This is a genomic window from Brevundimonas sp. P7753, assembly GCF_013386595.1.
Classification (GTDB): Bacteria; Pseudomonadota; Alphaproteobacteria; order Caulobacterales; family Caulobacteraceae; genus Brevundimonas; species Brevundimonas bullata.
In genome coordinates this window covers 93,131-118,599 of sequence record NZ_JACARP010000012.1, presented here as the reverse complement: position 1 = coordinate 118,599, position 25,469 = coordinate 93,131, and the positions used below count along the sequence as shown (strand labels likewise).

General features: G+C 66.1%; 25 protein-coding genes, 1 tRNA gene and 1 pseudogene. 5 read left to right on the top strand and 22 right to left on the bottom strand.

What is annotated here, in order from left to right:
• Positions 1-237 precede the first annotated feature (237 nt).
• The 4 genes and pseudogenes from HX774_RS03075 to HX774_RS03060 form a co-directional block, all read right to left on the bottom strand.
• Positions 238-438 carry a transposase gene (locus HX774_RS03075; RefSeq protein ID WP_370523330.1) on the bottom strand — a complete coding sequence of 67 codons (201 nt, stop codon included), beginning with the start codon at positions 436-438 and terminating at the stop codon, positions 238-240.
• Between the two features lie 110 nt (positions 439-548).
• Positions 549-718 (bottom strand): annotated as a pseudogene (locus tag HX774_RS03070) (transposase); the annotation flags it as partial.
• Between the two features lie 279 nt (positions 719-997).
• Complete coding sequence (locus HX774_RS03065) at positions 998-2,200, bottom strand: site-specific integrase (RefSeq protein WP_178824104.1); 1,203 nt, start codon at positions 2,198-2,200, stop codon at positions 998-1,000.
• A gap of 763 nt (positions 2,201-2,963) precedes the next feature.
• Positions 2,964-3,039: transfer RNA gene (locus tag HX774_RS03060), tRNA-Lys, on the bottom strand.
• 195 nt (positions 3,040-3,234) lie between these two features.
• Here HX774_RS03060 and HX774_RS03055 point away from each other — a divergent pair.
• Entirely contained in the window at positions 3,235-4,644 is a 1,410-nt protein-coding gene (locus HX774_RS03055) for an amino acid permease (protein ID WP_178824102.1), read from the top strand.
• Positions 4,644-4,997, top strand: coding sequence for an Hpt domain-containing protein (locus HX774_RS03050; RefSeq protein WP_114817453.1), 354 nt, complete (start codon positions 4,644-4,646; stop codon positions 4,995-4,997). Before HX774_RS03055 ends, HX774_RS03050 begins: the two co-directional genes overlap by 1 nt.
• Before the next feature lie 185 nt (positions 4,998-5,182).
• Here the strand turns inward: HX774_RS03050 and dxs are convergent, their stop codons facing one another.
• The 4 genes from dxs to HX774_RS03030 form a co-directional block, all read right to left on the bottom strand.
• Positions 5,183-7,093 (bottom strand): 1-deoxy-D-xylulose-5-phosphate synthase, encoded by a 1,911-nt coding sequence (gene dxs / locus HX774_RS03045; protein WP_178824100.1) that lies wholly within the window; start codon positions 7,091-7,093, stop codon positions 5,183-5,185.
• A 66-nt stretch (positions 7,094-7,159) separates the two neighbouring features.
• Positions 7,160-8,032, bottom strand: coding sequence for a polyprenyl synthetase family protein (locus HX774_RS03040; protein WP_114816226.1), 873 nt, complete (start codon positions 8,030-8,032; stop codon positions 7,160-7,162).
• A 43-nt stretch (positions 8,033-8,075) separates the two neighbouring features.
• Entirely contained in the window at positions 8,076-8,333 is a 258-nt protein-coding gene (locus HX774_RS03035) for an exodeoxyribonuclease VII small subunit (protein WP_178824098.1), read from the bottom strand.
• 72 nt (positions 8,334-8,405) lie between these two features.
• The gene (locus tag HX774_RS03030; RefSeq protein WP_178824096.1) at positions 8,406-9,044 is read right to left on the bottom strand and encodes a histidine phosphatase family protein; all 639 of its coding nucleotides are present in this window, start codon (positions 9,042-9,044) and stop codon (positions 8,406-8,408) included.
• Between the two features lie 210 nt (positions 9,045-9,254).
• Between HX774_RS03030 and HX774_RS03025 the strand changes: the two genes are divergently transcribed.
• The 3 genes from HX774_RS03025 to HX774_RS03015 are packed head-to-tail and all read left to right on the top strand — an operon-like array spanning position 9,255 to position 11,383.
• Positions 9,255-9,782: a GNAT family N-acetyltransferase gene (locus tag HX774_RS03025; RefSeq protein WP_178824094.1), complete on the top strand. Its 528-nt coding sequence runs from the start codon at positions 9,255-9,257 to the stop codon at positions 9,780-9,782.
• A 20-nt stretch (positions 9,783-9,802) separates the two neighbouring features.
• On the top strand, positions 9,803-10,981 hold the full coding sequence (locus HX774_RS03020) for a VWA domain-containing protein (RefSeq protein WP_178824092.1): 1,179 nt from the start codon (positions 9,803-9,805) through the stop codon (positions 10,979-10,981).
• Between the two features lie 51 nt (positions 10,982-11,032).
• Complete coding sequence (locus tag HX774_RS03015; RefSeq protein WP_178824090.1) at positions 11,033-11,383, top strand: DUF1493 family protein; 351 nt, start codon at positions 11,033-11,035, stop codon at positions 11,381-11,383.
• A gap of 56 nt (positions 11,384-11,439) precedes the next feature.
• On the opposite strand, the gene HX774_RS20345 is transcribed toward HX774_RS03015, so the two are convergent.
• From HX774_RS20345 to HX774_RS02945, 14 genes are all read right to left on the bottom strand, one after another.
• The gene (locus HX774_RS20345) at positions 11,440-11,604 is read right to left on the bottom strand and encodes an excalibur calcium-binding domain-containing protein (RefSeq protein ID WP_370523328.1); all 165 of its coding nucleotides are present in this window, start codon (positions 11,602-11,604) and stop codon (positions 11,440-11,442) included.
• Positions 11,605-11,932: 328 nt separating this feature from the next.
• Positions 11,933-12,115 (bottom strand): CsbD family protein, encoded by a 183-nt coding sequence (locus HX774_RS03005; RefSeq protein WP_178824088.1) that lies wholly within the window; start codon positions 12,113-12,115, stop codon positions 11,933-11,935.
• Between the two features lie 66 nt (positions 12,116-12,181).
• A complete protein-coding gene (locus HX774_RS03000) occupies positions 12,182-12,637 on the bottom strand; it encodes an NUDIX domain-containing protein (RefSeq protein WP_178824086.1) in 456 nt (151 codons plus the stop codon).
• 161 nt (positions 12,638-12,798) lie between these two features.
• Positions 12,799-13,830, bottom strand: a complete 1,032-nt coding sequence (locus HX774_RS02995) for a sensor histidine kinase (protein ID WP_178824084.1) — start codon at positions 13,828-13,830, stop codon at positions 12,799-12,801.
• Positions 13,827-14,249: a response regulator gene (locus tag HX774_RS02990; protein WP_114816200.1), complete on the bottom strand. Its 423-nt coding sequence runs from the start codon at positions 14,247-14,249 to the stop codon at positions 13,827-13,829. The genes HX774_RS02995 and HX774_RS02990 overlap by 4 nt, the downstream gene beginning before the upstream one ends.
• Entirely contained in the window at positions 14,246-15,778 is a 1,533-nt protein-coding gene (locus HX774_RS02985) for a CHASE3 domain-containing protein (protein WP_178824082.1), read from the bottom strand. The genes HX774_RS02990 and HX774_RS02985 overlap by 4 nt, the downstream gene beginning before the upstream one ends.
• Before the next feature lie 55 nt (positions 15,779-15,833).
• Positions 15,834-17,918, bottom strand: coding sequence for a flagellar biosynthesis protein FlhA (gene flhA / locus HX774_RS02980; protein ID WP_255499958.1), 2,085 nt, complete (start codon positions 17,916-17,918; stop codon positions 15,834-15,836).
• A gap of 68 nt (positions 17,919-17,986) precedes the next feature.
• Positions 17,987-18,907 carry a class A beta-lactamase gene (gene bla, locus HX774_RS02975; protein WP_178824078.1) on the bottom strand — a complete coding sequence of 307 codons (921 nt, stop codon included), beginning with the start codon at positions 18,905-18,907 and terminating at the stop codon, positions 17,987-17,989.
• 4 nt (positions 18,908-18,911) lie between these two features.
• Entirely contained in the window at positions 18,912-20,324 is a 1,413-nt protein-coding gene (locus HX774_RS02970; RefSeq protein WP_178824076.1) for a sigma-54-dependent Fis family transcriptional regulator, read from the bottom strand.
• A gap of 77 nt (positions 20,325-20,401) precedes the next feature.
• On the bottom strand, positions 20,402-20,734 hold the full coding sequence (gene fliN, locus HX774_RS02965; protein ID WP_114816195.1) for a flagellar motor switch protein FliN: 333 nt from the start codon (positions 20,732-20,734) through the stop codon (positions 20,402-20,404).
• On the bottom strand, positions 20,734-21,390 hold the full coding sequence (locus tag HX774_RS02960; RefSeq protein ID WP_178824074.1) for a flagellar assembly protein FlbE: 657 nt from the start codon (positions 21,388-21,390) through the stop codon (positions 20,734-20,736). The genes fliN and HX774_RS02960 overlap by 1 nt, the downstream gene beginning before the upstream one ends.
• A 1-nt stretch (position 21,391) precedes the next feature.
• Positions 21,392-22,414, bottom strand: a complete 1,023-nt coding sequence (fliG, locus tag HX774_RS02955) for a flagellar motor switch protein FliG (protein WP_114816223.1) — start codon at positions 22,412-22,414, stop codon at positions 21,392-21,394.
• An 8-nt stretch (positions 22,415-22,422) separates the two neighbouring features.
• Entirely contained in the window at positions 22,423-24,063 is a 1,641-nt protein-coding gene (gene fliF, locus HX774_RS02950; protein ID WP_178824072.1) for a flagellar basal-body MS-ring/collar protein FliF, read from the bottom strand.
• A gap of 306 nt (positions 24,064-24,369) precedes the next feature.
• The gene (locus HX774_RS02945; protein ID WP_178824070.1) at positions 24,370-25,467 is read right to left on the bottom strand and encodes a Glu/Leu/Phe/Val dehydrogenase; all 1,098 of its coding nucleotides are present in this window, start codon (positions 25,465-25,467) and stop codon (positions 24,370-24,372) included.
• Positions 25,468-25,469: the final 2 nt, after the last annotated feature.

Below are 25,469 nucleotides of genomic sequence, written 5' to 3'. Positions count from 1 at the left end.
TTCTGCTCTTCCGTGAATCTCGCTCGTTTCATTCCGTCCGTCCTTTCAAGGGCCGGACTCTAGCTCCGCGTGGAGGAAATTCTCAGGGGCACGTCAACATCCATGTCCGCATCGGCGAAGAGATTATGTGTGTCGATTAGCATGCACTCATGGTGCCGTCACGACGCCCCGCACATCTCCGGGTACATGAGCCGCCTTCCGCCTATCGCCGCTAGAATGCGGTCCATCCGCTCAGCGTCACCGCAGCCCAGCGCGATCCGGTTCGAGTAGGAACTCGGCGAGGTAGCGGTGCATGTGCTTCTTGGCGCAATGCTGATAGACGCCCTTCATGCCGCGCTTGAAGATCGAGAAAAACCCTTCGATCGTCTGGATTTGGACCGTGCGGTCCGTTGGGGAAACGTACTCGTCCCGCCCGTGCCGAACGACGCCGTGGTCGATGAATTCCCGGTCGACGTTCAGGTAGTGACCGGCTTCGTGGTCATCAATCGCGTCTCGCGTCTCAGGTTCTCGATCAGGATCGGCGCGATGGTCTTGGGGGGATGTTGTCCGTGCGGCCTATAGGCCGCCGGCGCATCCTGCCAGCGCAGGCAGTTGCGGTTAACGAAGATGATTCCGCTCAGCACCCGGCGGTCGTCAACCGAGGCTTGCCGTGGCTCTTGGGGAAAAAGTGCTCCAGCCGAGCCATCTGCTCGTCCGTCAGCCAATGCAGGTCACTCATAATCCAGACTCCTCAGACGCCTGGATCAGATCGCGCTCCTTTCATCAATGGTGCTTGAGCCAAGGCGCTCTCATCACAGGAGGCCAACCGGCGCGCTTCGACAGTCGATATCTCCCTGCCCCATTCGACGTTTTTCGGTCCCCCGGGGGTAGGATTTCCAATCGCTGGCTCGGCTCCAAATCTCCAGGGGGCTACCGCGACCTGGTCCCCTATTTAGCGCGCCGTCTTGTTCGATCAGGATCCAGCCTGGCGGTGCCTGCGGCTCGTTTGTGGCCATATTCAGTCCGTCTCCCGTGCTTGACGCAGCGGCCCCGACTGCTGTTCCACCGCGTTCATAATGGCGTCCGCCCACGCCTCCAGAGCTAATCGTCGCTGTTGAAGGAGTTGTCCGCGTGCGTAGACACGAGCGACTGTGGAAGAAGTACCTGCACCAATATGATTCAAGCAGCGGTCGACGATCTCGGGAGGCGTGTTGAGCTCGTCGCAGGCGTAGGTGGCGAAGCTTCTTCTGAAATCATGATGGGTCCAGTCCCGTACGTTTCCGTTATTAAAATTTATGACGCGATCCAGGGCGATTTTTGCTTTTGACCAGCTTTGAAACGAGACGCCGGCATAGGTTGCAAAGACCAGTTCGCCGCTCTTGTACTTTTTCGCTTCATCCAAAATCTCACGCGCGGGAGCCGAGAGAGGAATGAGGATAGAGCGCCCAGTCTTGGTCCTAGCCGCAGGGATGGTCCATTCGCCAGTCGCGGAATCCGGGGGGAGACGGACTTCGTTCCATCGCATTTCTGCAACCTCTTGGCGGCGACAAGCTGTCAGGATCAGCATCTGAACGATAGGCCCGTAGGGATGCGGGCGCGAAATGGACGCATTCCAAATGGCTGCGATTTCATCAACGGTCGGCGTCCGCTCTCTCGCGGCTTCGCGAGCAGGTTTTCCAACGCCTTGAGCCGGGTTGTTGTCGATCAATCCTTGCGAAACGCCCCAACTGAATAGAGCTTTGAGATATGCAAGTTGCCGATTGGCGTGCGAGGGGGCGAATTTTGCTTTGCGCGCCACGATGTCGGCGATGTCTCGTCGCGAAAGAGTCGCTGGGTGGCGATTCCGGATCGAGCTGATCGCATCCTTGAGGGAGTTCATTGTAGAGCGCTCACGTCTTAACGTGGGAGCCTTCACCGCGGCATAGTCGGCAAGCAGTGCATCGACAGTTGCCGGCGCTGCACGACCGCGTTGCGGTTGGCCGACCATTCTGGCGATGCGGCGGGCCTCTTCGGCGCCGACTTCGGGCCAGTCCCCGACGGCGTGTCGCGTGCGCTTTCCATCGACTTCCAGGACCATTGACCAGGTGGCGCTTCGCGGTCCTAAGCGCAGGCGCAGCCCCTTTTGCATTTTATCGCTAATCTCGACTCTGGGACCGTCTCCAACAGAGCTTCGTAACGTTTCAATCATTGCGTCTGTCAGGGGCTTGAAGCTTTGGTGCATCTGATCGCGTCCTATGGAGTGTGAGTTTCTGTCACGACGCTTCCAGCGGGGCCTTTCGCGCCAGTATCTCCAGCAAGTGATCCGGCAAGATCGACAAGATGTAGGCCTCGGAGAGACTGGAAGGTTCGCGAAAGTCGTACTCGCATTCGAAGAGGGGGGGGGTGGTCGCCTGTGCGCCATCTGGCGCAGACAAGGCGGCGGTCGCTGCTGGCGGCGGCCGCTTAACGGACGTCCGCCTAGAGTTCGGAATGCGCATGGGCGGCCATCTCCGGGAACCGAAGCGAAGTGGCGCGGCGCCCGTTCGGAGTTAGGGCGTGGCAACAGCAATGAATTTGGAAGGGCGAAGGCGCCCGCACAGGGGGTTGCCTATCGACCCGTGCATGGATGCGCGATTGGGTCTATATGTCAAGCGATAAGTCTTGGTCGCAAACTGGGATCAAGCAGGATCCCAGTTTAGAGACACTCTCGAGGCTCATCCGTAGGGACTCGCGCAACCCCCGCGATCGTGTGGCGGTGAGGCGATATGGGCTGGCACATCAGAGGGGTTTTCGTTGCGATGTGCCAGCATATGGAGACGAGAGGCGACCGTCAGACGGGCTTTTTGCAGACACTGACAGCGAGCGGTCGCGAAGCTCTTTTCATTAAGTGTCCGTAGGGGAGCTGTGAAAAGAGCTTGCCGCACCGAGGTTTAGCCCGAGGCCGTAGGAGCCCCAGTAGAATCCCAGTGTCCGTCCAGACATTCCGGCTAAGTCATTGAAAACGATGGTGGGTGATCACAGGTTCGAACTGTGGACCCGCTGATTAAGAGTCAGCTGCTCTACCAACTGAGCTAATCACCCGTACCGTCGTCTGCGCCCTTGGTGTGGCGCCGGTTCTTCGTTGCGACCCGCTGGGTTGCCCGAAGGGCCGTCCTATTACTCAGGATGCTGAGGGGACGCAAGGGCTGATCGCGGCATTTTCTAAAGTTTGTCTGAGGCGTTAAGATAGGCGTCGGAATCAGCCGCCGGCAGACGCGGTACGAGGAAATTACACATATGGCGTTCTGGAACCGTCGGCGGTCGATCGATGCGATGTTGGCCCCGCAAGAGGGGCCGGCGCTGAAGAAGACCCTGAGTTGGCCGCATCTGATGGCCCTGGGGGTCGGCGCGATCGTCGGCACCGGCATCCTGACCCTGATCGGGGTCGGCGCCGGTCTGGCCGGTCCGGCGGTGCTGATCAGCTTTGGTCTGGCGGGTCTGGTCTGCGCCTGCGCGGCCCTGGCCTATGCCGAGCTGTCGACCATCATGCCCGCCTCGGGCAGCGCCTATACCTATTCCTACGCCTCGCTGGGCGAGATCTTCGCCTGGGTCGTGGGATGGAGCCTGATCCTGGAATACTCCCTGGTCGTCTCGGCGGTGGCCGTGGGCTGGTCGGGGTACGCCATTCCCTTCCTGGCCGGGCTGGGCATCGACCTGCCGCTGGCCCTGACGGTCGGCCCTCACGTCGAGGGCGGGCTGATCAATCTGCCCGCCGTCTTCATCATCGCCGTTGTCACCGGCCTGCTGCTGATGGGCACCAAGGAAAGCGCCACGCTGAACGCGGTGCTGGTGCTGGTGAAGATCGCCGCCCTGGTGGCCTTCGTGGCCATCGCCCTGCCGCACTTCGACACGGCCAACTTCACCCCCTTCATGCCGCACGGTTTCGGCGCGCCCTTCGTCCAGACGGGCGTCATGGCGGCGGCGGCCATCATCTTCTTCGCCTTCTACGGCTTCGACGCCATCGCCACGGCCGCCGAGGAGACCAAGAAGCCCGAACGCGACCTGGCCATCGGCATCATCGGCTCGATGGTGGTCTGCACCATCCTCTATATCGTCGTCGCCGCCGCCGCGATCGGCGCCGCCCCGGTGGCGTCCTTCTCGGACAGCCCTGAGCCTCTCGCCCTGATCATGCGCGGTCTGGGGCAGGGCGTGGCGGCCCAGTGGATCGCCGCCGCCGCCGTCATCGCCCTGCCGACCGTGCTGCTGGCCTTCCTGTTCGGCCAGAGCCGCATCTTCCTGGGCATGGCCCGCGACGGCCTGCTGCCGAACCGCCTGGCCAAGATCTCGCACCGTGGCGTGCCGGTCGTGGTGACGGTCTTCACCGCCATCGTCGTCGCCATTCTGGCCGGCATCATGCGTCTGGATGAACTGGCCTCGCTGGCCAACGCCGGCACCCTGATGGCCTTCATGGCCGTGGGGATCAGCCTGATCGTGCTGCGCGTGCGCGAGCCCAACCGCGAGCGCAAGTTCAAGACCCCGCTGTGGTGGCTGGTCGGCGGCGTCGCCATCGTCGGTTGCATCGTCTTCTTCTTCAGCCTGAAGGCCTCGACCCAGCTCTACTTCCTGCTGTGGAACCTGGGCGGTCTGGCCATCTATCTGCTGTGGTCGTCGAAGAACGCCCGCCTGGCCAAGGCCCCAGAAGCCTGATGGCGCGGCGCGATCTGACGGGGGCGGTGGATTTCACCGTGCTCGAGACCATGACCGGCGGCATGGACGATGTGACCGAGGAGGTGCTGGGCCTGTTCGTGCAGCAGGCGGCCCTGTGGTCGCCCCTGCTGGATGCGGCGTCCGAGGGCTGGCGCGATGCGGTCCACACCATTCGCGGGGCGAGCGCCGGCATCGGGGCCAACGATCTGGCGGCCGTCTGCGCCGAGGTCGAACACGGCGACCAGGCCCTGGCGTCTGGAGGGCTGGAGCGGGTCAGGACGGTGCTGGACGCCGCCCTGGGCGACATCGCCGCCTATCGCCACGAACTGATGCTGAGAAGCCTGAAGGGGTGATCCCCTGGCACCTTCTCCCCTTGAGGGAGAAGGTGGCCCGTCAGGGCCGGATGAGGGGTGACAGCGCTGCGTTTGACGTGCGTCCGAAAGCCGAACGCCCTGAGCGGAAGGGCGCGCCAGCACCCCTCATCCGTCAGCCTTCGGCTGCCACCTTCTCCCTCAAGGGGAGAAGGATTCTTGGAGGGTTAAGCCCTTGCCGCGCGGCTGGCGTCAACGCCGAGGGCGGTTAGGGCGACAGCGGCGATGTGGTCGGCGTCCAGGCCGGCCTGGGCGTACATGATCTCGGGCTTGTCCTGGTCCTGGAAGACGTCGGGCAGGGTCAGGGTGCGGATCTTGAGGCCGCCGTCCAGCGCGCCCTTCTCGGCCAGCAGTTGCAGGACGAAGGCGCCGAAGCCGCCCATGGCGCCCTCTTCCACCGTGATCAGGCATTCATGCTCGCGCGCCAGACGCAGGATCATGTCGGCGTCCAAGGGCTTGGCGAAGCGGGCGTCGGCGACGGTGGCCGAGATCCCGCGCGCGGCCAGCAGGTCGGCGGCTTTCAGCGATTCTTGCAGGCGGGTGCCCAGCGACAGGATGGCGACCGACGTGCCTTCGCGGACGATGCGGCCCTTGCCGATCTCCAGCGGGGCGGCCAGTTCGGGAATCTCGACGCCGACGCCGTCGCCGCGCGGATACCTGAACGCCGAGGGGCGGTCGTCGATGGCCAGGGAGGTCGAGATCATGGCGGCCAGTTCCGCCTCGTCGGCGGCGGCCATCAGCACCATGCCGGGCAGAGCCCCCATGAAGCCGATATCGAAACTGCCGGCGTGGGTGGCGCCGTCGGCGCCGACCAGACCGGCCCGGTCCATGGCGAAGCGCACCGGCAGGGACTGGATGGCCACGTCGTGGACGACCTGGTCATAGCCGCGCTGAAGGAAGGTCGAATAGATGGCGCAGACCGGCTTCATCCCGTCGGCGGCCAGACCGGCGGCGAAGGTGACGGCGTGTTGCTCGGCTATGCCGACGTCGAAGGTGCGGTCCGGGAAAGCCTGACCGAACAGGTCCAGCCCCGTGCCGGTGGGCATGGCGGCGGTGATGGCCACAATGCTGGGGTCGGTCCGGGCGTGCTTGATCAGCTCTGTACCGAAGACCTTGGTGTAGCTGGGCGCGTTGGAGACGGCCTTGGCCTGTTTGCCCGAGACGACGTCGAACTTGACCACGCCGTGGTATTTGTCGGCGCTGTCCTCGGCGGGGGCGTAGCCCTTGCCCTTCTGCGTCACGACGTGGACCAAGACCGGGCGGTCGGTGATGGCGGCGGCGTTTTTCAGGATGGGGACCAGGTTCTCCATGTCGTGACCGTCGATCGGCCCGATGTAGTAGAAGCCCAGCTCCTCGAAGAAGGTGCCGCCGACGATCATGCCGCGGGCGTATTCCTCGGCCTTGCGCGCCGCGTCGCGGAAGGGGCGCGGCATGTGGTCGACGAACTTCTTTCCGACCTTGCGGATGTTCTGATAGGCGCCGCCCGAGACCTGCTTGGCCAGATAGGCGCTCATGCCGCCGACCGGCGGGGCGATCGACATGTCGTTGTCGTTCAGCACCACCATCAGCTGGCCGCTGGTGGCCTCGGCGGCGTTATTCATCGCCTCATAGGCCATGCCCGCCGACATGGAGCCGTCGCCGATGACGGCCACGACGCGGTTCTTCTCGCCCTTGGCGTCGCGGGCGGCGGCGAAGCCCAAGGCCGCCGAAATCGAGGTCGAGGCGTGGGCCGCGCCGAAGGGGTCGTATTCGCTCTCGGCCCGCTTGGTGAAGCCCGACAGACCGCCGCCCTGACGCAGGGTGCGGATACGGTCGCGGCGCCCGGTCAGGATCTTGTGCGGATAGCACTGATGGCCGACGTCCCAGATCAGGATGTCCTTGGGCGTCTCGAACACATGGTGCAGGGCCACGGTCAGCTCGACCACGCCCAGCGCCGAGCCGAGGTGGCCGCCGGTGACGGAGACGGCGTCGATGGTCTCGGTCCGCACGTCGTCGGCCAACTGCTTCAGCCGCGCGATATCGAACCCGCGCATGTCGGCGGGAACGGTGACGGTGTCGAGAACGGGGGTGTCGGGCATCGTAAACGGGGGCCTTTGACGCGGATCGTCAGTCATTTAACCCGCGGACGGCGGGGGCGTTTCCTATCAGGACCTGCGCTTGAGCACAAAGTCCACGCTGGCCTTGAGGATTTCGGCCTCGTGGCCGAACAGGTCAAGATGGGAGCGGGCCTGATCGGCCAGGTGCGCGACCCTGTGACGCGCCGCGTCGACGCCCAGCAGGGTGACGAAATTGGTCTTGCCCAGCGCCGCGTCCTTGCCGCCGGCGGCCTTGCCCATCTCTTCGGCCGAGCCTTCCGCGTCCAGAACATCGTCGATGATCTGATAGGCCAGGCCCAGGTCGTGGGCGAAGCTGGTCAATGCGTGCCAGGCGTCTTCGCCGCCGCGCGAGATGATCAGCGGGATTTCGAAGGCGTAGGCGAACAGGGCGCCGGTCTTCAGCCGCTGCATCCGGGCCACGCCGCCCAGGTCGTCGCGGACGCCCAGCAGGTCGATCATCTGACCGCCCGCCATGCCGCGCGCGCCGGACGCAAAGGACAGGCGCCGGGCCAGCTCGCAGCGTACGCCTGCGTCGTCGTGCGTGTCTTCGTCCAGGATGATGTCGAAGGCGGCGGTTTGCAGGGCGTCGCCGGCCAGGATGGCGGTCGCCTCGTCATAGGCGATGTGCAGGGTCGGACGGCCGCGTCGCACCTTGTCGTCGTCCATGGCCGGCAGATCGTCGTGCACCAGGGAATAGGCGTGGACGCATTCCAGGGCGCAGGCGGCGCGCAGGACGGCCTGCTCGTCCACTTGCAGCATCCGGCCCGCCTCGATGGCGAAGAAGGGGCGCAGGCGCTTGCCGGGGCCGAGGGCGGCGTAGCGCATGGCCTCGGTCAGGCGCGATTCGGGGCCGTCGGCGCGGGGCAGCAGTTCGTCGAGGGCGACCGTGACCAGATCGGCGATCTCGCCCACCCGGTCGATAACGGCTTGTTCCGGGGAGTTGGCGGCGAGCAGGGTCACAGCCTCAGCCGAACTCGGCGGGTTCGACGCCCTTGGCCTGGCCGTCGGCGCCGACGACGATCTTCTCGACGCGCAGCTGGGCGGCTTTCAGGCGGGCCTCGCAGTGGGCCTTGAGGCGCGCGCCCTCTTCGTACAGGGCGATGGACTCTTCCAGCGGGGCCTGGCCGGACTCCAGTCGCGAGACGATGCCCTCCAGACGCGACAGGGCGTCCTCGAAGCTGAGATCGGTGGAAACGGCGGGGGAAGCGGGGGCGTCGGTCATGATGCGGGCAACCTAGAGACGCCCGCGCGGCGCATCAACGACGAAAGGCGCCGCACCCGCCCCCTTTGGGGCTCAGCGCTTCTCGAAGCGACGCTGGGACCAGTATTTGAAGCCTTGGTTCTCGGCCAGGCGCCAGCCGTGGAACTTCAGCTTCTGGCCGACCATGTGGTTGAAGTAGCCGTGGGCCAGGACCAGGACGTCCTGACCTTCGCTCGCGCGGGCGATCAGGATGCGGGCGGCCTGATCGGCGCGGACCTCGGCCTCGGCGCGGGTTTCCTGGCCTTCGTGGTGGTTGAAGACGTGCCACCAGAAGCGCGAGATCACGCCCCAATAGCGCGGCGACAGCTTGATCCACGACGGGAAATGCGGCGGCGGCAGGGGCGCCTCGATGAAGAGGGCGTCGACCAGGACCTCGCGGTCGCGGGCCACGGCGCGGGCCGTTTCCTGAGCGCGAAGACGAGATGAGGCGTAGATGGCGCCCGCGCCTTCGGCGGCGGTCAGCAGGGTCTGGGGCGGCGTCTGCCCGGCGCGCAGACCGCCGACCTCGTAGCGGCCCCACCAGTCACGATATTCGTCCGAGGTGATCAGACATTTGCGCGACAGGGCCGGTTCGCCGTGGCGGGCGAGGATAATCGCGCCGAGCGCCGGCGTCGCCTGGGCGGCGGAGGGCGCCTCTGAAGGCGTCGATGCGACGGATTCGGTGTGAGTCATGAGTGCGGGAGACGTCATAGCACGGGGAGCGGCCTGTGAAATCAAGGCTTTGGCGTCCCTCAATCCCCCCGAATGCGGTTGACGGGGCAGGCGTGTCGTCCGCCCCTTGGAACATGGTGGTAGCTCCCGCCGCCCGCCCCTGCAACCACCAAGCGATGACAGCCTCGCGAGCCCTCGACCGACACGCCTTGCGAGGCTATGGCCGAAGCCATGACCGAAGCCCTGATCCGCCCCGCCCGACCCGACGACGCCGCCGCCCTGGCCGTGCTGGGGCGGCAGACCTTCGTGGACACCTTTGTCGAGGGATTCGGCATCCCCTACCCCGCCGACGACCTGGCCGCCTTCCTCGACAAGAGCTTCAGCGTCGAGACCATTTCCGCGAAATTGGCCGAGCCCGGCGCCGCCTGGTGGGTAGCCGACCGCGACGGCGCGATCCTGGGCTTCGCCAACACCGGGTCGAACACCCTGCCCCATCCCGACGCGCGCCCCAGCCACGCCGAACTGCGCCGCCTCTACATCGGCCGCGACGCGCAAGGGCTGGGCCTTGGGACCAAGCTGCTGAAGCTGGCGCTGGACTGGATGGAGGCCCACACCGACGGCCCCCTGTGGGTCGGCGTCTGGAGCGGCAACGAGAAGGCCCAGAAACTGTATGCCGCCTATGGGTTCGAGAAAGCCGGCGAGTACGATTACCCCGTCGGGACCTGGAACGACCACGAGTTCATCTTGCGGCGCGGCTGATCGCGGCCCAGTCTGATCCCATGCTCCTGCCCTTCTTCACCGCCCTGCGCGAAGCGCGTGTTCCTGTTTCGCTGAAGGAATGGCTCCATCTGATGGAGGCCATGGACAAGGATGTGGCCGGGCGGGAGGTCGAGGCCTTCTATCACCTGTCGCGGGCGGTGCTGGTCAAGGACGAGAAGCACTATGATCGGTTCGATCAGGTGTTCGCCAAGGTGTTCAAGGGGCTGGAGACGGTCGGCGCGGGCGAGGACCTGACCACCGAAATCCCCGAGGACTGGCTGCGGCTGCTGACCGAGAAGTTTCTGACCGACGAGGAGAAGGCGCAGATCAAGGCGCTCGGCGGCTTCGACAAGCTGATGGAGACGCTGAAACAGCGTCTAGAGGAGCAGAAGGGCCGGCACGAGGGCGGCAACCGCTGGATCGGCACGGGCGGGACCAGCCCCTTCGGCCACGGCGGCTATAATCCCGAGGGCGTGCGCATCGGCGGGCCGGGGAAACAGGGCCGCGCGGTCAAGGTCTGGGAAAAGCGCGAGTATCGCAATCTGGACGACACGGTCGAGCTGGGCACACGCAACATCAAGGTGGCCCTGCGCCGTCTGCGCCGGTTTGCGCGTGAGGGCGCGGCCGAAGAACTGGATCTGGACGGCACCATCGACGGCACGGCGCGTCAGGGCTGGCTGGACATCCAGATGCGACCCGAGCGGCGCAACACCATCAAGGTCCTGCTGTTCCTCGACATCGGCGGCTCGATGGATGGACATATCAAGCTGTGCGAGGAGCTGTTCTCGGCGGCCAGGACCGAGTTCAAGAACCTGGAGTTCTTCTACTTCCACAACTGCCTCTATGAGGGGGTGTGGAAGGACAACCGGCGTCGTCACAACGAAAAGATTTCGACCTGGGACGTGCTGAACAAATACCCCGGCGACTGGCGCGCCATCTTCGTCGGCGACGCGACCATGTCCCCCTATGAGATCACCATGCCGGGCGGCTCGGTCGAGCACTGGAACGAGGAGGCCGGCGCCGTCTGGCTGAAACGCGCCCGGCAACAGTGGGACAAGTCGGTCTGGCTGAACCCCGTCACCGAACGCTACTGGAGCTATACTCAGTCGGTCGGCCTGATCCGCGAGGTCATGGACCAGCGGATGTATTCGCTGACGCTGGACGGGCTGGACAAGGCCATGCGGGCGCTGACGCGGTAGGGGGAGTTTCGACCCGTTGCAGACATTCGCCCTTTGGCGTTCACTCAAGCGATGGCCGACAACATCGCGCGATCAGAAGAGGCTATCCGCAACCATGTGATCAGCGCGCTGGACCGCATCACTATGCGAGGGGATGCAATCACCGAAACGACGGAACTATATTACGATCTGGGTCTCGCCGGTGAGGATTTGGGCAATGCCATAGACTCGATTAGGGAGCCGTTCGGCGCCGACTTTAGCCTGATGGACCTGAGACAATACGCACCGAACGAGGTGGCGCATAACTTCGGGCTAAACCTCTTTCGAGCCTTTCGCGAATGGCGCGGCGAGCGAACCTATCGCAGTCTGACCGTTGGTAGCCTCATCGCGGCGGTTCACGACGGATCATGGAACGTCCGCTAGCCACCCATAAGCGAACTTCGGTTCACGATCCTTTGGCGACCTTCTATCTTTCACTGTCACCCACGATAGGACTCACAAGCCAGACCATCCCCGTCTCCGTCCATGCTTTGGCGGTATGAGGGGTCCCATGACGGAATGTTTTCCCGTCCGGCGGCGCGTGCAGCGTTACATCCTGAGAAATGCTGATCGGGTATCGGTTCTGGGTTCACCCTGTCGATCATCATTTTCGCGGCGGCTATCGGGGCGGTCCAGTCGGCTATTGCGGCGACGAAGACGGTGACAAAGACGACTGCGGGCAGGACCACGCTGCGCCAACGCCACCTGTGGAGAGGACGTTGTTTCAAATCCAGAGGGCGGACGTAGGGAGCAATGCAGCCACATTCGGCTACCCCAGTTACTCAAGTTTTGAAATAGACGCTTAATTCCCCACGACACCGTGGCGAAGCCCGCTCTCCCTCGACGACAGACGCAGCCGGGGCTCTGGATGATGCGGACATGAAAAGGCCGCCGCTCCTTTCTGGAACGGCGGCCTGATCGGTGCAAACGGGGTTAGTTGCGGCCGTCGCGCAAAGTGTCCTTGAGGCCGCCGACGGCGTTCTGGACCTTGCCTTCGACTTGCTCGGCGCGGCCTTCAGCTTTCAGTTTTTCGTCGCCGGTCACCTTGCCGGCGGCTTCCTTGATCTTGCCGCCGATATTCTTGGCGGCGCCTTCGACACGGTCATGATCAGGCATGGGAAACCTCTGTAATGACGCCGTCGGACTGACGACGCTTCGACAGAAACAACCGTTCCCGCGCCGTCAGGTTCCCTGAATTCTTGACCGCAGCCATTTGGCGACGGCCCAGGCGTGGGCTTCGTGGCGCAGGTGAGAGAGGGCTTCCAGCGGGTCCAGCCAGACCAGTTCGTGGTCGGCCTCGCACTGGGTCGAGGCGTCGAAACCGGTGACGCGGGCGGTCCAGAAACCGCCGGCGTTGTTGACCGGAGAGCCATCGGTCTTGCGGAAATACTGGGCGGCTTCGGTCAGGCGATCCTCGGGCTCGACGATCAGGCCGGTCTCCTCGGCGAACTCGCGCACCAGGGCCTGCTGCTCGCTTTCCTCGCCGTCGACGGCGCCGCCGGGCAGGTCGAAATAGCTGCCCTCGCCCCGGTCCACACGCACGCAGGCCAGCTTGCCGTCCTGTTCGACCAGACCGAAGGTCGCGGCGCGGTGGATATAGTCGAGGCCGGGGCGGGCCGTTCCAAACTGAAGCTTCATTGACGCAGACTAACGCGCGTCGCGACCGATGCGAAAGGGCCTAAAGGTCAAATGGGGGGGGCGGCCCAGATTTGAGCCACGCGTTCGCCAGCGTCGTGCTTGCAGCCAAAGCACTGGATCCCGGCGTCCGCCGGGATGAGCGGTGAGAGGGAGGTGGACTGCTAAAGGTCGAAGACCAGTTGCGCCCGCACGCCGCGGTGCTCGGCGTCGAACTGAACGGCCGAGCGCAGGCCGCCGGCCATGGCGGAGACGATCTTGGCGCCCAGGCCGGTGCCCTTCGGCGTCCCGTCGCCCAGGCCAGGTCCGTCGTCCTCGACGGTCAGGATCGCGCGGCCCTCGACGGCGGCTTCCAGGACGACGCGGATCTCGCCGCCCACGCCCGGCTCGTAGGCGTATTTGACGGCGTTGGTGACCAGTTCGGTGACGATGACGCCCAGCGACACCGCCTGATCCGTGGTGACCCGCATCGGCTCGGCGCGCAGGCTGAGGTGCGGCGAGCCGTCGCCGGGTCCGATCGACTTGCCCAGTTCCTCGACCAGGCCGGTCAGGTATTCGTCCATCGCCACGGTGGCGAGGTCGGACGAGGTGTAGAGGCGGCGGTGGACGTGGGCCACGGCCTCGATCCGCACCTGGGCCTCGCGCAGGGCCGAACGCGCGCCCTCGTCGGCGAGTTGGCGCAGTTGCAGCGAGATGAAGCTGGAGACCAGTTGCAGGGAGTTGCCGACGCGGTGGTTGACCTCGCGCAGCATGGCCTCGGCGCGGTCGCGGGCCAAGCGGACCTCTTCCTGGGCGGCTTCGTTTTCGCGCTCCAGACGACGGCGCAGCAGGGCGTCCTCAAGCGCCGAGCGCAGCAGGGCGGTGAAGTCCTCGGAGACGTCCTTGATGACATAGTCGGCGGCGCCGGCGCGCAGGGCGGCCACGGCGATCCGGCCGTCCTGCGCCCCGGTGACGTAGACCACCGGCGGCGGGCTGGGCAGGTTCAGAATGTCGGGCAGGACGTCCAGCCCCTCGCGGCCCGGCATGTAGTGGTCCAGGGCGCAGACGTCGAACGCGCCCGCCTGAAGCGCGGCGTAACCGGCGTCGGCGTCGGGGGCGCAGGTCACGTCATAGCCGTGACGGCCCAGTTCCTTCTGGACCAGCCGTGACAGACCCCGGTCGTCGTCGATGTAGAGCAGGCGGATAGGGGCGCTCAAATCTCGGGCGCCTGCATGACGGACAGGAAGAGGCCCAGTTGCTGGATGGCGCCGGCGAAGGCTTCGTAGTCCACCGGCTTGGTGATGTAGACGTTGCAGCCCAGATCGTAGCAACGCTGGATTTCGATCTTGTCGTCGGTCGTGGTCAGGATGACGACGGGGGCGCGGCGCAGGCGCTCGTCCGACTTCACCTTTTCCAGGATGTCGGTGCCCGACATGTCCGGCAGGTTGAGGTCCAGCAGGATCAGCAGCGGCCCATGGGCGCGAACCTCGTCGCTGAACAGATAGTCCAGGGCGGCGTCGCCGTGATCGAAGTGAACGATGTCGTTGGCGATGTTGGCGCGGCGGATGTTCTTTTCGATGAGCTTGGCGTGGCCATGGTCGTCCTCGACCATGACGATCTTCACGGAATGGCTCATAGACGGTCTCCTGCGTCCCCCGACACGATCAATCGTGTGGGGAATTTCAGATGGAATGTCGAGCCTTGTCCCAGCTCGGACTCCAGCTCCATCACCCCGCCGAGGCGGCGCACGCTGTTGCGCACGAAGGCCAGACCCAGGCCCTCGCCCGGCTGATCCTGTTTGCCCGCCCGGCGGAACAGTTCGAAGATGCGTTCGTGGTCCCGCGCCGAGACGCCGCGTCCGTTGTCGGTGATGCGGTAGTGGACGCGCCCGTCGTCGGTCAGTTCGCCATCGACGACGATGCGGATGGGGCGGTCCGGCTGCTGATACTTGACGGCGTTGTCCAGCAGGTTGCCGAAGATCTGCTCGATCGACAGGCGGTCGCTCTCCAGCGTCGGCAGGTCGCGCACCACGATCTCACCCCCGTTTTCCACGACCTGATGATGCAGGCTGTCGGCGATGGACTGGACCACGGCGCTCATCGGCAGGACCTCGGGCGCCAAGGCCCGCCGCCCCTCTCGCGACAGCTTGAGGATGGCGTTGATCAGCCGGTCCATCTTGGCGGTCGAGGCGCGAATGAAGCCGACCGCCTCGGGCACGTCCTCGCGCACGGCGCGGATGGCTTCGGGTTCGATGTCTTCGGGGTGTCGCTCAGCCAGGGTCGTCAGCTGGTGGTCGAAGATCTTGCCGACCTGCTCCAGCTCCGACGTATAGCCCATGATGTTGACCAGGGGCGCGCGCAGGTCGTGGCTGACGATATAGGCGAAGCGCTGGATTTCCTCGTTGGCGCGGGTCAGTTCGGCGGTGCGGTCGCGGACCTGGTTTTCCAGCCCGGCGTTGAGCCGATCCAGCTCCAGACGGGCGCTCTCGATCTCATCGACATAACGGCGCACCAGCCAGACGCTGATCCCGGCCAGGATCAGGATCAGCAAGGCGGCCAGGGCGTTGACCGAGACCGTCACCGCCGAGGCGCGTTCGGACTGGCGGGTGCGCTCGGCCAGACGCCGGGCCTCGACGGCGTCGATAGCGGTCAGTTCGACCCGCATGGCGTCCATCAGGGCCTTGCCCTGACCGCTGCGGATTTGCGACACGGCCTCGCCGATCCGTCCCGTGCGGGTCAGGTCGATGGTGTGGTCCATCAGGGCCATACGCTGGCGATAGAGGGTCTGAACTCGCGCAATGCGGGGCTTCAACTCCTCGTCGTCGCCGATCAGGCCGTCCAGACGCGCCAGCACGGCCGGAAGTTCGGCCACGGCGCGGCGATGGACCCCCAGATATTCCGCGCGCGCCGTCAGCATGAAGCCGCGCTGACCCGTCTCGGCGTCGGCCAGCAGGCTGAGCACGTCCTTGGAGGCCAGGCGCACCTGCTGACTGTGATCGACGGTGTCGTTATAGGCCGACGTCCGCTGGATCATGACGAAGGTGGCCGCGTTCACCGCCAGCAGCAGCAGGATGGCCAGGGCCAACAGGGCGATGATCGAACGACTGAGGGTCGGCGTGCGCAGAAAGCCGCCAAAGGTGCGCAGGGCCAGCCGAATGCGTTTCATGACCGCCAGCTTATCGACCGAACCCCTTGAGTCCAGTCGTTAACCTCGATCCCGGTCAGACCGTGCCGACGGTCCGCAGCCGGGCCTTGGGGTGGACCTCGTTCTGGCTCATCACCACGGTCTGGCCGCGGAAACGCTCGATGATGGAGCGGACATAGGGGCGGACCTGGGGGCCGGTCAGCAGGACGGGATTTTCACCCGACATGGCGGCGCGCTCGAACACGTCGCGGACGTTGCGGATGAAGTCCTGAAGGCGGCTGGGAGCCATGGCCAGCTGCTTGTCCTCGCCGGGGCCGATCAGGCTTTCGGCGAAGGCCTGCTCCCAGTCGGGCGACAGGGTGATGATGGGCAGGGCGCCGTCGTCGCCGCGGTTGGCCCAGCACAGCTGGCGCGCCAGACGCGTGCGGACGTGCTCGACCAGGGTGGTGACGCTGGTGGTGTGGGGCGCGGCCTCGGCCAGGCCTTCGAGGATGGCGGGCAGGTCGCGGATCGAGACCTTTTCGCGCAGCAGGCTTTGCAGGACCCGTTGCAGGGTGGTGACGGTGACGACCGTGGGGATCAACTCCTCGATCAGCTTGGTCTCTTCGCCCTTCAGCTCATTGAGCAGCTTCTGCACCTCGGCGTAGGACAGCAGCTCGGCCATGTTCTCCTTGAGGATCTCGGTCAGGTGCGTGGTCAGCACCGTCGAGGGGTCGACCAGGGTGTAGCCGCGGAAGGTGGCCTCTTCGCGCAGGGATTCGTCGATCCAGGTGGCGGGCAGACCGAAGGCGGGCTCGCGCGTGTGCTCGCCGGGCAGTTCGACCTGACGGCCCGCCGGGTCCATGGCCATCAGGGATGACAGGCGCACCTCGCCGGCCCCGGCCTCCATCTCCTTGATGCGGATGGCGTAGCCCTGATTGGGCAGGCGCATGTTGTCGAGGATGCGCACGCTGGGCATGACGAAACCGTATTCCTGAGCCAGCGAGCGGCGCAGGGCGCGGATCTGATCGGTCAGGCGACGGCCCTCCAGATCATTGATCAGCGTCAGCAGGGCGTAGCCCAGCTCGATCTTGACCTCGTCGATGGTCAGGGCGGTGGAGATCGGCTCCTCCACGTCCTCCTTGGGCTTGCCCAGGTCCAAAGCCCCCTCGACCACGGCGGGCCTGAGCCGGTTGCGGCCCAGACGCCAGGCCATGAAGCCGGAACCGATGGCCAGGGCGGCGAAGGGGATCAGCGGCATGCCCGGGATCAGGCCGATCAGGCCCGCGGCGCCCGAGACGACGCCCAGCGACACCGGGTTGGTGGCCAGCTGCGCCACCAGGGCCTTGTCCGCCGTGCCCTCGACGCCCGCCTTGGACACCAGGAAGCCGGCGGCGATGGAGATGATGATGGCCGGGACCTGGGTCACAAGGCCGTCGCCGATGGTCAACTGGACATAGGTGTTGGCCGCTTCGCCCACCGGCATCTGGTGTTGCAGCACCCCAATCAGCAGGCCGCCGATGGCGTTGATGAAGGTGATGATCAGGCCGGCCACGGCGTCGCCGCGCACGAATTTGGAGGCGCCGTCCATGGCCCCGAAGAAGGTGGATTCCTGTTCCAGCTCCTTGCGGCGAAGCTTGGCCTGTTCCTCGTCGATCAGGCCGGACGACAGGTCGGCGTCGATGGCCATCTGCTTGCCCGGCATGGAGTCCAGGGTGAAGCGGGCCGAAACCTCGGCGATGCGGGTCGAACCCTTGGTGATGACGACGAAGTTCACCACCAGGACGATGGCGAAGATGATCACCCCGATGATGAAGTTGCCCCCCATCATCAGCTGACCGAAGGCGTTGATGACCTCGCCGGCGGACTCGTGACCTTCGTGGCCGTGGGTCAGGATCAGGCGCGTCGAGGCCAGGTTGAGGCCCAGGCGGAACAGGGTCGAAACCAGCAGCACCGTGGGGAAGATGGCGAAGTCCAGCGGCCGCTTCATCATCACGGCCGTCATCAGGATCAGCACGGACGAGACCAGCGAGATCGCCAGCAGCAGGTCCAGAAGCATCTTCGGGACCGGCAGGATCAGCAGCATGATGACGCCGATCACGCCGACCGCCATCATCACTTCGCCGCGCATCACCCAGCCGAGCGCGTCACGCCCGGTGGGGCGCGCATAGCCGTCCTTCATCAGGATCGGCGCATCAACCATGGCGGCGGGCGAAGCTCATCCCGCCTGATGACAGGATTCGCGCGGTCTCAACCATGGCCGAGGGCTTTCAACGCCAGACGGGTGGCGTCGGCGATGACCGCCTCGCGCTGGGCGTCGGTCGAATCCCGCGTGGCGTGGAAATAGACGGCGATGACGATGGACGCGCCTTTGGGCGGCTGGATCAGGCCGATGTCGTTGGTCGGGCCATAGCCGCCGGTGCCGGTCTTGTGCGCCACGGTCCAGCCGGCGGGCACGCCGGCCTTGATGCGGCCCTGCCCGGTCGGCGTGTCGATCATCCAGCGCATCAGCAGGGCCTTGGAGGCGGCGTTCAGCGGGGTTTCCGGCGAAACCAGCAGGCGGCTGATGTTCTGAACCGACTGGATCGGGGTGATGGTGTCCTTGTCGCCGTCGGCGCGGTTCATCTCGGGCTCGAGACGATCGACGCGGGTGCTGTCGTCGCCGATGCCGCGATAGAAGGCGCGCAAGGCCTCCAGCCCGCCCATCTCGCGGATCAGGATGTTGGCGGCGGGATTGTCGCTCAGCTCGACCGTGGCCTTCATCAACTGCTCGACCGTCAGGGTCGAGCCGACCGCCGGTTCCGTGGTCGGGGCGTGGTTGATCATGTCGGCGGCGGTGATGGGGATGGCGCGATCCAGCCGCTCCTGCCCGGCCTGGACGCGCAATAGGGTGGCGGCGGCCAGGTACATCTTGAAGGTGGAGCAATAGACGAAGCGTTCGTCGCCGCGCCAGGCGGCGTTGACGCCCGCCGAGGCGACCGCCAGGCCGAGGCGGCCGCCGTGACGGGCCTCGAGATCCGACAGGTCCAGATCCAGCGCTGCGCCGTCCGCCGCCATGTCGGCGTCGAGATCGGTCTCGGCGGACTTCACCTCGCGCGAGCAGGCGGCCAGGGCCAGAGTCAGCGTCAAGGCGCCGGCGCCCAGCAGGAGGGTTCGACGGTCGGCGCGCATGGCCCTAGCCCGCCGCGCTGTAGGCGGCGGCGACGCCCGACTGCGGCGCCGGGATGGCCGTGCCTTCGTCGGCGTATTCGTTCAGCTTGTTGCGCAGGGTGCGGATCGAGATGCCCAGGATGGTGGCCGCATGGGTGCGGTTGCCCAGGCAGTGGTTCAGGGTGTCGAGGATCAGGGTCTTTTCCATCTCGGCCACGGTCTGACCGACGAAGCTGCGGGTCATGGCGTCGGCCATCTGGGCCGCATGACCGGCGACGCCGGCGTCATAGGTCGAGGCGGTCGGCGACGGCGCGGTCGAGCCGCCCTCCAGCAGCGGACGACCGTCCGGCAGGCGGATGGCGTCGATGTCGATCTCCGGCCCCGTCGCCAGCAGGACGGCGCGGTGCATGGCGTTTTCCAGCTCGCGCACGTTGCCGGGCCAGCGGTGGCCGACCAGGGCGCGGCGGGCGTCGACCGAGATCGGGCGCGGCGGCACGCCGTTGGCGGCAGCGTACTTGCGGATGAAGTGGTCCGACAGGACGGCGATGTCGCCCGGGCGTTCGCGCAAGGACGGCAGGCGCAGGTTCACCACGTTCAGGCGATAGAGCAGATCTTCGCGGAAGGTCCCCTCGGCCACGGCCTTGGCCAGGTCGCGGTTCGAGGTGGCGATGATGCGGATGTTGACCGGCACGGGCTTGGAGCCGCCGACGCGGTCGATGACCCGCTCCTGGATGGCGCGCAGCAGCTTGGCTTGCAGGCGGGCGTCCATCTCGCTGATTTCGTCCAGCAAAAGCGTGCCGCCGTCGGCCTCTTCGAACTTGCCGATGCGGCGGGCCACGGCGCCGGTGAAGGCGCCCTTCTCGTGGCCGAACAGCTCAGATTCCAGCAGGTTGTCGGGAATGGCGGCGCAGTTGACGCTGATGAAGGCGCGGTCGGCGCGCTTGGAGCCGTTGTGCAGGTGACGGGCCATCACCTCCTTGCCGACGCCGCTTTCGCCGGTGATCAGGATGGAGGCGTCCGAACGCGCCACCTGATCGGCCAGGGCCACGACGGCCTTCATCGCCGGATCGGCGGAGATCATCGGCCGTTCGTCGTCTGCCACGGCGGACAGGACGGCGGCGATTAGGTCCGCCTCGGGCGGCAGGGGGATGAACTCCTTGGCCCCGGCGCGGATGGCGTCGGCGGCTTCCTTGGCGTCGGCGTCCACGCCGCAGGCGACGATGGGCACGAAGATGCGCTCGGCGTCGTTGGCGGCGATCAGGGCGGCGATGTCGATGCGGTAGTCGACCATCATCAGGTCGGCCCCCTGCCCGCGACGCAGTTGCTCGGTCGCCTGATCGGCGCGCTCGACGTGCTGAACCTTGGCGCCGTGCGCCATGGCCATCTTCACCGCCGTCGCCAGCTGTCCGCTGAGCCTGCCAACCACCAGAAGCCGCATGGGTCTTCTCCTCTAGATCTCTACTTCGAAAACCGGGCCGCCGTCACTTTGCTGCGCAATGCCTGCGCGGCATTGCTCTAGGCGCCCGAGTCCTCGGTCTTGATGATTTCCGTCATGGTCACGCCCAGGCGATCCTCGACGACGACGACCTCCCCGCGCGCGACCAGACGGTTGTTGACGAAGATGTCGATGGCCTCGCCGACCTTGCGGTCCAGCTCCAGCACCGAGCCGCGGTTCAGCTTCAGCAGTTGGGCGACCGACATATGGGCCTTGCCCAGCACCGCCGAGATATTGACCGGGACGTCGAAGACGGTGGCCAGGTCGGCGGCGGACTTGTCGCCGCCCTCGTCGGCGAGGTTCAGGGCGGTGGAGTCGCCGAACTCTTCCAGGGCGAGATCATCGGTGGCCATCAGAAGGCGCTCCTGTCGAGGGGTTCAGCATGGCCGGCCTCGGCGGCCAGGGCGGCCTCCAGGGCGGCGGAGACGCGGGCGGCGACGCCCTCGGGATCAAACTCGGCGCGACCGTCGGCCCATTCCAGAGTGAAAGCGGCGGCGGGGGCGCCGGCGTCCTCGCGGAAGGCGATCAGGCCGCTGAAGCCGGCGTCGGCGCACAGGGCTTCGATATGGGCGCGGGTCGTCTCATCCAGCCCGGCGGCGCGAACCTGCAACCGCGGCGAGGCGTCGATTTCCTGGGCCAGTTGTTCGATGGCGGCCTCCAGCGGACGACGCGGGAAGCGGTCGAAGGCGGCGGAGGCCAGGGTGCGGGCGGCGGCCACCGACAGTTCGGCCGACTGGCGACGATGTGCCTCGGCGACCGTGCTCAGGGCGCCGGCGGCGTGAGAGACGGTCTGGGCCAGGGCCGACAAGGCGTCGGCGCGCAGGGCCTCGACCTCGGCCAGGGCCTGCTGACGCGCCTCCAGCCGCGCCTGCGCCACCAGGGCCTCGACCTCGGCGGGCGCGAACGAACGCTTGGTCGGCTGCCAGGTCGAGGGGCGAACGACGTCGCCCGCCGCATCGAACTCGGTGTCGAAGATGAAGGGCCGAGCCGTGGAAAGCAAAGCGGTCATGTCAGTAGATCAACTCGTCGTCGCCGCCCTGGCCGGTCAGCATGATGTCGCCGCGCGCGGCCAGATCCTTGGCCACCTGGACCATGGTCATCTGGGCGGCGTCGACGTCCTTGAGGCGGACAGGCCCCATGGATTCCATATCTTCGCGCATGATCTTCGAGGCGCGCTCGGACATGTTGGAGAAGAACATCTCGCGCAGGGCGTCCGACGCCCCCTTGAGCGCCAGCCCCAGTTGATCCTTCTCGACCGCGCGCAGCAGGGTCTGGACCCCGCCGGGGTCGAGCCGCGACAGGTCCTCGAACACGAACATCAGGGCGCGGATGCGTTCGGCGGAATCGCGGCTGCGTTCCTCCAGAGCGCCGATGAAGCGGGCCTCGGTCTGGCGGTCGAAGCTGTTGAAGATGTCGGCCATCAGTTCATGGCTGTCGCGCTTGGACGTGCGCGCCAGGTTGGACATGAACTCGGTGCGCAGGGTCTGTTCGATCTTGTCGAGGATGTCACGCTGGACCGGCTCCATGCGCAGCATCCGCTGAACGCATTCCAGAGCGAAGTCCTCGGGCAGGGCCGTCAGCACGCGCGAGGCGTGGTCGGGCTTGACCTTGGACAGGACCACGGCGACCGTCTGCGGGTATTCATTCTTCAAATAGTTGGCGAGAACGGCCTCGTTCACATTGCCGAGCTTGTCCCACATGGTCCGACCGGCGGGGCCGCGGATTTCCTCCATCAGGGCGTCGACGCGGTCGCCGGACATGAAGGAGGCCAGCAGGCGCTGGGTCTGTTCATAGCTGCCCATCAGGGCACCCGAACCGCCGATGCCCGAGACGAATTCGACCAGGACTTCCTCGACCACCGAGGCCGTGACGGCGCCCAGACCGGCCATGGCCTGAGAGACCTCCTTGATCTCTTCCTCGTCGAGCTGCTGCCACAGGATCGTGTGCTCTTCTCCGAGCGACAGCAGGACCACCGCGGCCTTTTCAGGCCCCGTCAGCTTACGGATATCGTCGACTGCGCCCTTTTTGCTCACGAGACGGGTCATGAGGTCTCATGCACCCACGACCGGAGGATCGCGGTCGATTCCTCCGGGTGGGAGTCCACGAAGTCGGCGACCTTCTTGATCGAGGAGGCCTTCACCTGTCCCTCGATGCGGGCGATGTCGATCCGCTGGTCCATCTCCGACGGCCCGGCCAGCATCTGCGGCGCGCCGGGCAGGGTTCCGCCGACCAGCTGGGTGTCCAGCGGCGTGACCGGCAGGCCGTTGGCGCCAGCCAGGGCGGGCACGCCGCCGCCGCCCGAAGCGGTCTTCAGCAGGGGGCGGACGACGAAGAAGATCAGCAGCAGGCCAGTGACCAGCAGGACCAGCAGCTCGACCCCGCGCATGATGTCGTTCTTGTCGAAGTTGAACATCGACGAGCCTTCGTCCGCGCCCGGCGCCGCCGAGGGCTCGCGGTTGAAGCGGACGTTGACCACCTCGATCTTGTCGCCGCGCGTCTCGTCGATGCCGACGGCGGCGGCGACCAGGGTCTTGATCTGCTGGACTTCTTCCGGCGTGCGCGGGGCGTAGGTCGGCTCGCCCTTGCCGTCAGCGGCAGGGGTGTACTTGCCGTCCACGGCGACCGAGACCGACAGCTTCTTGACCTCGCCCGGCTCCTTGACCGTCGTCGTCGTGGTGTTGGAGATCTCGTAGTTGGTCGTCTCGGTGTTTTCCGAGTTGGTCGAGCCGACCGGCGTGGCGTTCGGGGCCTGACCGCCGGGGATGTTGTTGGTGGCGGTGACGCCGCCGTCGGCCTGACCCGTCGTGTCCTGCGACTGCGAGCCGTTGGTCGAGGTCGAGCGGACGACCTGGCCGTCGGGATCGAACTTCTGTTCCTGGGTGGTCGAGCGGCTGTGGTCGATGTCGGCCGTGACCTGGACGCGGGCCGCGCCGGCGCCGACGACGCCCTCGACGATGTCCTTGATGCGGGTCTGCAGCTGGGACTCGGTCGTGGCCTTGGCGGCCTCGGCGTTGGCCGAGGTGAAGCCGGTGTCTTCCGAGCCCGCCGCCAGGGTGCGGTTGGACTGGTCCGTCACCGTGACCTTGTCCGGCTTCAGGTTCGGCACGGAGGAAGCGACGACGTTGCGGATGGCGCGGACCTGATCGGCGCTGAGGTCGCGACCGCCCACGCCCACGACCACGGCGGCGGTAGGATCGGTGGCGGCGGCCTGGAACATTTCCCGGCGCGGCATGGTGATGTGGACGCGGGCCGAGGTGATGCCGCGCATCGACATGATGGTGCGCGACAGCTCGCCTTGCAGAGCGCGCTGCTCGTTCAGATTCTGCTGAAACTCAGTCTGGCCCAGCACCGACTGGTTGTCGAAGATTTCGTAGCCGACGCTGCCCGAGGTCACGAGACCCTTGCCCGCCAGCAACAGGCGCGCGGTGCCGACTTCGTCGCGGCTGACGAAGATGGTCGAGCCGTCGCCCTTGGAGCTGTACTTGATGCCCGCCTGGTCCAGGGCGGCGCTGATCTCGGAGGCTTCGCGCAGGTCGAGGTTGGAATAGAGCAGAGCGTCGGGTGCCTGGCCCACACGCAGCATGACAGCGACCAGCACGGCCGCGACGCCGGCGGCGACGCCTAGCACTGCGGCCAAGCGGCCGATCCCGAACTTCTGCAACGCCGCCGTGAAGCCGCCCACGCGTCCCCGCCCATCCACTGGCGGGTCGAACTGGCCCCGCTAGGCAGAAACTGCCGCCTGGATGGTAAACGCCGCGTTAAGATGCGTTAAAGATTGAGGGAATCTCTCTCCCCTTCTCCCCTTGAGGGAGAAGGTGGCTCGCGCAGCGAGACGGATGAGGGGTGTCAGCGCGACCGCCTCCCGTTAGGCGCACCCAAACACGAAAAAGGGGTGCGGCCCTGCCGGAAACGGCAATGCTCACACCCCTCATCCGAGCGCCTGCGGCGCCCACCTTCTCCCTCAAGGGGAGAAGGGCTTTATTTAGCCTTAGGCCGCCTTCAGCAGCTCGGCCTTCTGGTCCGCCGCCGCCTTGATGCGGGCTTCGGCGATGGCGTCGGCGATCAGGTGGGTCGGCTTGTTCTCGGCCACCGAGCGCTCGAGGATTTCCTCGAAGGTCTCCATCAGGCGCGACAGCTTGCCTTCGACCCAGGAGGGGTCATAGGCGCCGCCCGACTGGCGGGCGTTCATTTCCGAGGCGACGTTGATGATGCCGCCCCCGTTGACGACGTAGTCCGGGGCGTAGAGCACGCCGCGACGGAACAGCTCGTCGCCGATGTCGGCCGTGGCCAGCTGGTTGTTGGCGGCGCCGCAGACGGCCTTGACCTTCAGACGGTCGAGCGTCTGCAGGTTCAGCGTCGCGCCCAGGGCGCAGGGCGCATAGATGTCGGCGGCGACGTCATAGATGGCGTCGGGCGCGACGATCTCGGCGCCGGTCTTGGCGGCGACGGCGTCCAGGTTGGCCTGGTTGACGTCGGTGATGATCAGCTTGGCGCCGGCCTTGTGCAGCTTCTCGGCCAGATAGGCGCCGACATGGCCCACGCCCTGGATGGCGACGGTAAGGCCGGTCATGTCGTTCTGGTTGAACAGGCGACGGGCCACGACCAGGTTCGAGCGGAACACGCCCTCGGCGGTGACGGGGCTGGGGTCGCCCGAGGCTTCGGGGCCGTCTTTGAGGCCGAGCACGTATTCCGTGACCTTGCGGGCCTCGGCGATGTCCTCGACCGAGGTGCCGACGTCTTCAGCGGCATAGTAGTTGCCGCCCAGGCCGTTCAGGAAGCGACCGAAGGCGCGAAACAGCTCCGGCGACTTCTGGGTGCGGCTGTCGCCGATGATGACCGACTTGCCGCCGCCCATTTCGAGGTCGGCGACCGCGTTCTTGTAGCTCATGCCCTTGGACAGACGAAGCACGTCTTCCAGCGCTTCCTCAGCGGTGGCGTAATTCCACATGCGGGTGCCGCCGACGGCGGGGCCGCGCGCGGTGGAGTGAACCGCGACGATGGCCTTCAGGCCGGTTTTCTCGTCATGGAAGGCGTGGACGCCTTCATGGTTCGCGAAAGAGGGAGAATCAAACAGCGTCTTGCCCATGA